Genomic DNA, 6,463 nt, shown 5'->3' on the forward strand with positions numbered 1-6,463 from the left:
GCACGTGGCCGGGGCGCTGCGACTGCTCCTGCGGGAGGTGCGCCGGGGCGAGCAGCTTGCCGGAGAACTCGTCGGGCGAGCGGACGTCGACCAGGTTCAGGGAGCCGATGGCGGCCACGACGTCGTCGCGGAAGGCGCGGATGGAGGTGTCCTGGGCCTTGGCCTTGTACTCGGTGGCCGGGCGGTTCGGGACGTCCTTGCCGTCGACCAGGTCGCGGGAGTCGAGCTCCCACTTCTTGCGGCCGCCGTCGAGGAGCTTGACGTCCTGGTGGCCGTAGAGCTTGAAGTACCAGTAGGCGTACGAGGCGAACCAGTTGTTGTTGCCGCCGTAGAGGACGACGGTGTCGTCGTTGGAGATGCCCTTGGCGGAGAGGAGCTTCTCGAAGCCCTCCTGGTCCACGAAGTCACGGCGCACCGGGTCCTGGAGGTCCTGCTTCCAGTCGATCCGGACGGCGTTCTTGATGTGGTTCTTGTCGTACGCGGACGTGTCCTCGTCCACCTCGACGATCACGACGTTGGCGTCGTTCAGGTGGGCCTCGACCCAGTCGGCGTCTACGAGGACGTCGCTGCGGCTCATGGTGATCTCCTCCGGGGCAGTGTGCGGCGGGGCTGTGCTGTGCTGCGGTGGGGCTGGCGGTGCTGTGCGTGCGTGGTCCGTCGCCGGCTGTGGCTCTTCGGCCCTGCGCGGGGAGGCGTCAGGGGGCAGGAGGCTGGTGCGGTGCGGTCACGCGGGATGAAGGGCCGTCGGTCCGGCCGGCGGAGCGGGAGGGCTCACGCCTCACATGGAGCGACAGAGCATGGCGGCGACGCGACACAGGTCTACTGCCCGCCGCTTCGTGAGGTCCGCCTGCTGATGCTTCATAGCCAGGATCGTAGGGAGGAACGGGCCGCCCTGTCACCGGCGTGTCATATTCCGAGACAGGATCGTCCGAATCCCGGGATGAGAAAGCCCCGGGAGGCCGCCTCGCGGCCTTCCGGGGCTGCTCGTGCGGCCCGCCCTTCTGCAGATCGGACCGCGTCGTCTCACGATCCGGCCAGGCTCACGTCCGTTCCGGTCAGCGTGAGGTGCACGCCCGCCTCGTCCGAGGTCAGGGCGGAGAGCTTCAGACCGGCCGGGAGGCCGTCGTCGATGCGACGGTCGAAGTCCGTCCGCTTGCGGATCGCGCTCTCGATCCCCGGTATGCCCTCGCCCGGTACGGAGTCCGCGTGGACCCGGACGGTCTTGCCGCCGCCCGACCCCGCCTTGCCGTCGACGAGCTCGACGGTGGAGATCACGCTGCGGGTGAGGGTCCGGCCCAGGAAGTCCACCGACGCGGTGACCTTCAGCTTCCCCGGCTGGCCGCCGTAGGTCAGCGTCGCGCCCGTCTGGGAGGCCTTGGTGAGGTCCGCGTACGAGATGAGCGCGGTGCCCTCGGCCCGCTTGGCGGAGCCGCCGGTGTAGCTCGAGTTCAGCTTCACGTCGTGGAAGGCGGCGTCGAGCTGGGAGAGGCGGGTCTTGCGGCCGTCGGCGGTGACGTCGACGTCCGTCAGCTTCAGGTCGACCTGCTCCAGCTCGTGGCTGAGGGCCTGGGTGAGGAACGGGAAGCCGTGGATGTCCACCTCGACGCCGCCGGCCAAGCCCTGGCGGGACTGGATCTTCTCGGCGAGCCGGTTCTCGGCGTAGCCGACCGCCCAGCGGTCGGCGCCCACGAACAAGCCCCCCAACACCACTGCGACGATCACCACGAAACGCAGGAAACGCACGTGCCTCCCCCTCCTCATCGGTACGTGCGTTCTAGTGGACCATGATCGCGGTCGGAGCGCGGTGAGCGGGACTTGTGAGCACCGTCTCCCCCGGTGCCACCCGTCCCGCCCCTCCCGCCCGTCCCGCGCGTCCCGTCGGGTGCCTCAGCCCACCACGCGGCCGATCAGGTAGACGACGGGAGCGGCCACCGCCAGCGGCAGCGCGACACCGGCCGTCATGTGCACGAACTTCGACGGGTAGTCGTACGCCGCCACGCGCAGGCCGACCAGCGCGCACACGCCGGCCGCCAGGCCGACCAGCGCACCGCCCGCACCCAGCCCGACCAGCCCGCCGACGGCGATGCCCGCACCGGCCGCGGCGGCCAGGGAGACGCCCACGGACGGTGCGGTCGGCAGCGGCAGGGCCCGCGCGAACACGGCGACTGCCACGGCGGCCGCCCCAGTGCTGACCGCTTCCCAGCCGGCGGCGAGGAACCCGGTGCACGCGATGGCCAGCGCGGCCGAGGCCACCGAGGCCATCAGCCCGTACATCCGCTCGTCGGGGTCGGCGTGGCTGCGCAGCTGGAGGACCAGCGTGAGCAGCACCCACACCCCGAGGGTGCCGATGATCGCGCCGGGGCCGTACGTACCGTCCACCGCGAGCACCGCGCCGTCGGCGACGAGGGCTCCGGCGAAGGCGAGGGCGATGCCCTGGCGGGCCGGCCACATGCCGTTGAGCCGGAACCAGCCGGCCGCGGTGAGGCCCTGGAGGGCGATCAGCGGCAGCAGCAGGGCGTACTGGCCCAGCGCGGCGGCACCGGCCAGCAGCAGCCCGAGGGCGGCGGTCAGTATGGCCGACTGCGGCCCCGGGTCGATGATCGGCGACCGCCCCTCGGCCCGGGCCTGGGCCGGGTCGACGGCGCGCAGCGTGTTCCCGCCGAGCGTCGGCGGCGACCACTCCGCCCCGGCGGCCGCCGGCTCCGGCCCGGCCTCCCGCACGGGGGGCAGGTAGGCGGTCTGCGCGGCGGCGTCCTCCACCGGAGGCACGGGAGGCAGGTACGCCGTCTCGGCGGCCGCCACGTCCGCCGGAGGCTGCGCATCCCGCACGGGAGGCAGGTACGCCGTCTCGGCGGCCGCGTCGGCCGGAGGCTGCGGATCCCGCACCGGAGGCAGGTACGCCGTCTCCGCGGCGGCGTCCGCCTGGGCCGGGGACACGAGCTGCGGCTGCGCGTCGCGGAACCAGGCGTCCGGCACGGCCGGGGCCTGCGGCTGCCCCGGCACCGGGTACGGCGGCAGGTAGGCGGTCTCCGCGGCCGCGTCGGCGGCATCCCGTACGGGCGGCAGGTAGGCCGTCTCGGCGGCGGCACCCGCGGCGCCCCCGGCCGAGGCGTCCGGCCACGGCACGCCGCCCCCGGTCCCCTGCGGCGGCTCGGGCTGCCGCACGGGCGGCAGGTACGCCGTCTGGGCGGCCGCGTCGGCCTGCGCCGGGGACGGGGACTGCGGCTGCGCGTCCCGGAACCACGCGTCCGGCACCGCGGGCCGCTGCCGCTGCGGCGGGTGGGGCTCCCCCGCACCGGGGTACGGAGGCAGGTACGCCGTCTCGGCGGCGGCACCCGCAGCGCCCCCGGCCGAAGCGTCCGGCCACGGCACGCCCCCGCCGGTCTGCTGCTGCGGCGGCTGCGGGGGCTGCGCCGACTGCGGCTGCGCGTCCCGGAACCACGCGTCGGGCACGGCCGGGGCCTGCGGCTGCGCCTGCCCCGGGTACGCGGCACCGCCGTCGGCGGAGGCGTCCGGCCACGGCACGCCGCCACCGGTCCCCCCGGCCTGCTGCTGCCACCCCTGCTGCCCCTGCGGAGCAACGGGCGGAGCAACGGGCGGGGCCGCCTGCCCCGGCACCGAGCCGAGCGGCGGCTGCACCGGCTGGTACCCGGTCTCCCAGGTGTCGGCCTGCCAGGTCTGCGTGCTGTACGGGTCCTGCTGCGCGGCGGCGGCCTGCTGCTGCCGGCGCTGCTGCTCCTCGGGAGTGCTCATCGCCGCGCTCACCCGCCCGCGAACGGCGGGAGCACCTCAACGGTGCCCCCCTCGGTCAGCAGGACGGCATCGTGCGGGCGCTTGCCCACGGGCTCGTCGTTCACGAGGAAGGAGCAGCGCTGCAGGACCCGGGTCAGCTCCCCCGGGTGGCGTTCCCGCACTGCGTCGAGCGCCTCGGCCAATGTGCGTGCCGAGTACGGCTCCTCCGCCGTCCCGGCCGCGGCCTTGGCCGCCGCCCAGTAGCGGATGGTTCCGGTTGCCACTGCAGCTCCTATCGTGTCGGGCTCCGTCGGCTCTCTACCGTCGGACTCAATGATGACCCCTCCGGCTCGTCACCCCGGCGTGCCTCCGCGCACCGTCCGTGCGCCCGGGCGGCCCGCGGGGGGTCCACCGATCCGGTGAAACCAGGGCATACGCAGGAGGAAGGCGTGGCGCGAACCACAGAATGCGATGCATGGCGGCCCTCGGCCCCGAAAGGGCGGGTGGGCTATTCTGGCGGCGTAGAGGATCCGGGCAACGTAGCCCCCGGGTCCTTTTGTGCTTTCAGTACGTTGAACGGACCGAGAAGAGTGGTATCCATCCGGACCCCAGGGCGCGGGGGCCGGACGGCATGCCAGGCAAGTCGTACGAAGCCGTACCACGCACGTCCTCGACGGGACCGAGGAGGAACCGACGTGATGGACCAGCGAAGCAAACAGGAGCACGACCACCCGACCCGGGCAGGTGGTCGGGCGTGAGCTCTCTCCTGCTGCTGACCAACGCCCTGCAGCCGTCCGCCGAAGTGCTGCCCGCACTCGGACTGCTGCTGCACAACGTCCGGGTCGCCCCGGCCGAGGGACCGGCCCTGGTGGACACCCCCGGGGCCGACGTGATCCTCGTCGACGGCCGCCGCGACCTGCCGCAGGTGCGGTCGCTGTGCCAGCTGCTGCGGTCCACCGGGCCCGGCTGCCCGCTGATCCTCGTCGTCACGGAGGGCGGCCTCGCCGCCGTCACCGCCGACTGGGGCATCGACGACGTACTCCTCGACACCGCCGGCCCGGCCGAGGTCGAGGCCCGGCTGCGGCTGGCCACGGGCCGCCAGCAGCTCGGCTCCGACGACTCCCCCATGGAGATCCGCAACGGCGACCTGTCGGTCGACGAGGCGACGTACTCCGCCAAGCTCAAGGGCCGGGTCCTGGACCTGACCTTCAAGGAGTTCGAGCTCCTGAAGTACCTCGCCCAGCACCCCGGACGGGTCTTCACCCGTGCCCAGCTCCTCCAGGAGGTCTGGGGCTACGACTACTTCGGCGGCACCCGGACGGTGGACGTCCACGTCCGGCGGCTGCGCGCCAAGCTCGGGCCCGAGCACGAGTCGCTGATCGGGACCGTCCGCAACGTCGGCTACCGCTTCGTGACCCCCGAGAAGGTCGAGCGGGCGGCGGCGGAGGCGGCGGCCAAGGCCGAACGGAAGAAGGCCCCGGCAGCCGAGACCCCGGCCGAGGCCCCCGCCGAGACCCCGTCGGCCGTCCCCCAGTAGGCGTCCCCCGTCCGGAGGAACCCCTGTGACCATCCACTCTCCAGGACGCCCTGCCCAGAGGTAGGTCACCCCGCGTAGACTTCCGCGCGTGGCCAAGGTGACGCGGGATGACGTTGCACGACTTGCGGGTACGTCTACCGCCGTCGTGAGCTACGTCATCAACAACGGACCCAGGCCGGTCGCCCCGGCCACGCGCGAGCGTGTCCTCGCCGCGATCAAGGACCTGGGCTACCGCCCGGACCGGGTCGCCCAGGCGATGGCGTCGCGGCGTACCGACCTCATAGGCATGATCGTCCCGGACGCGCGCCAGCCGTTCTTCGCGGAGATGGCGCACGCGGTCGAGCAGGCCGCCGCCGAGCGCGGAAAGATGGTCCTGGTCGGGAACTCCGACTACCGCGACGAGCGCGAGGTCCACTACCTGCGGGCCTTCCTCGGCATGCGGGTGTCGGGGCTGATCCTGGTCAGCCAGGGCATGAGCGAGCGGGCGGCGTCGGAGATCGAGGCCTGGGACGCGCGGATCGTGCTGCTGCACGAGCGTCCCGAGGCCATCGACGACGTCGCCGTCGTCACCGACGACATCGGCGGCGCCCAGCTGGCCACCCGGCACCTCCTGGAGCACGGGCACGAGTACGTGGCCTGCATCGGCGGCATCGAGAACACCCCGTCGGTCGGCGACCCGGTCGCCGACCACGTCGAGGGCTGGCGGCGGGCCATGCTCGAAGCCGGGCGCTCGGTCGAGGGCCGGGTCATCGAGGCCCCGTACAACCGCTACGACGCTTACCGGGTCGCCCTGGAGGTCCTGGCCCGGCCGGACCGGCCGACGGCGATCTTCTGTGCGACGGACGACCAGGCGATCGGCGTGCTGCGCGCTGCCCGGGAGCTGCGCATCGACGTGCCCGGGGAGCTGGCGGTGGCCGGCTTCGACGACGTGAAGGAAGCCGCACTGACGGACCCGCCGCTGACGACGGTCTCCTCGGACCGCCCGGCGATGGCCCGCGCGGCGGTGGACCTCGTCCTGGACGACGCCCTGCGGGTGGCGGGGTCGCGCCGCGAACGCCTGAAGCAGTTCCCGTCGGCCCTGGTGATCCGCCGAAGCTGCGGCTGCCGCTAGCCGAGCCTGCCCCTGGCCGAGGTCGGGCGCCCGCCGCGGACCGTTGCCGCTGCGCGGGCTGGGTCCCCTACCCGCCCTTCCAC

7 protein-coding genes are annotated in these 6,463 nt (G+C 73.5%); 2 read left to right on the top strand and 5 right to left on the bottom strand.

Features of this window, described 5'->3' with window-relative positions:
- The 5 genes from VR44_RS28000 to VR44_RS28015 form a co-directional block, all read right to left on the bottom strand.
- Positions 1-577 (bottom strand): sulfurtransferase (locus tag VR44_RS28000; RefSeq protein ID WP_045950398.1); only part of this gene is annotated, 577 nt, incomplete at its 3' end.
- A 201-nt stretch (positions 578-778) separates the two neighbouring features.
- Positions 779-862 carry a putative leader peptide gene (locus tag VR44_RS49230; protein WP_350206375.1) on the bottom strand — a complete coding sequence of 28 codons (84 nt, stop codon included), beginning with the start codon at positions 860-862 and terminating at the stop codon, positions 779-781.
- A gap of 161 nt (positions 863-1,023) precedes the next feature.
- Positions 1,024-1,743 (bottom strand): LmeA family phospholipid-binding protein, encoded by a 720-nt coding sequence (locus tag VR44_RS28005; protein ID WP_045950399.1) that lies wholly within the window; start codon positions 1,741-1,743, stop codon positions 1,024-1,026.
- A gap of 144 nt (positions 1,744-1,887) precedes the next feature.
- The gene (locus tag VR44_RS28010; RefSeq protein ID WP_425424537.1) at positions 1,888-3,255 is read right to left on the bottom strand and encodes a hypothetical protein; all 1,368 of its coding nucleotides are present in this window, start codon (positions 3,253-3,255) and stop codon (positions 1,888-1,890) included.
- Positions 3,256-3,761: 506 nt separating this feature from the next.
- The gene (locus VR44_RS28015; protein ID WP_045950400.1) at positions 3,762-4,016 is read right to left on the bottom strand and encodes a MoaD/ThiS family protein; all 255 of its coding nucleotides are present in this window, start codon (positions 4,014-4,016) and stop codon (positions 3,762-3,764) included.
- A 470-nt stretch (positions 4,017-4,486) separates the two neighbouring features.
- On the opposite strand from VR44_RS28015, the gene VR44_RS28020 reads away from it, so the two are divergent.
- Both VR44_RS28020 and VR44_RS28025 read left to right on the top strand, forming a co-directional pair.
- Positions 4,487-5,269 (top strand): response regulator transcription factor, encoded by a 783-nt coding sequence (locus VR44_RS28020; protein WP_045950401.1) that lies wholly within the window; start codon positions 4,487-4,489, stop codon positions 5,267-5,269.
- Between the two features lie 88 nt (positions 5,270-5,357).
- Positions 5,358-6,380 (top strand): LacI family DNA-binding transcriptional regulator, encoded by a 1,023-nt coding sequence (locus VR44_RS28025; RefSeq protein WP_042812372.1) that lies wholly within the window; start codon positions 5,358-5,360, stop codon positions 6,378-6,380.
- The last annotated feature ends 83 nt before the right edge of the window (positions 6,381-6,463 follow it).

The organism is Streptomyces katrae, from assembly GCF_000966975.1.
In the GTDB taxonomy this organism is placed as follows: Bacteria; Actinomycetota; Actinomycetes; order Streptomycetales; family Streptomycetaceae; genus Streptomyces; species Streptomyces katrae.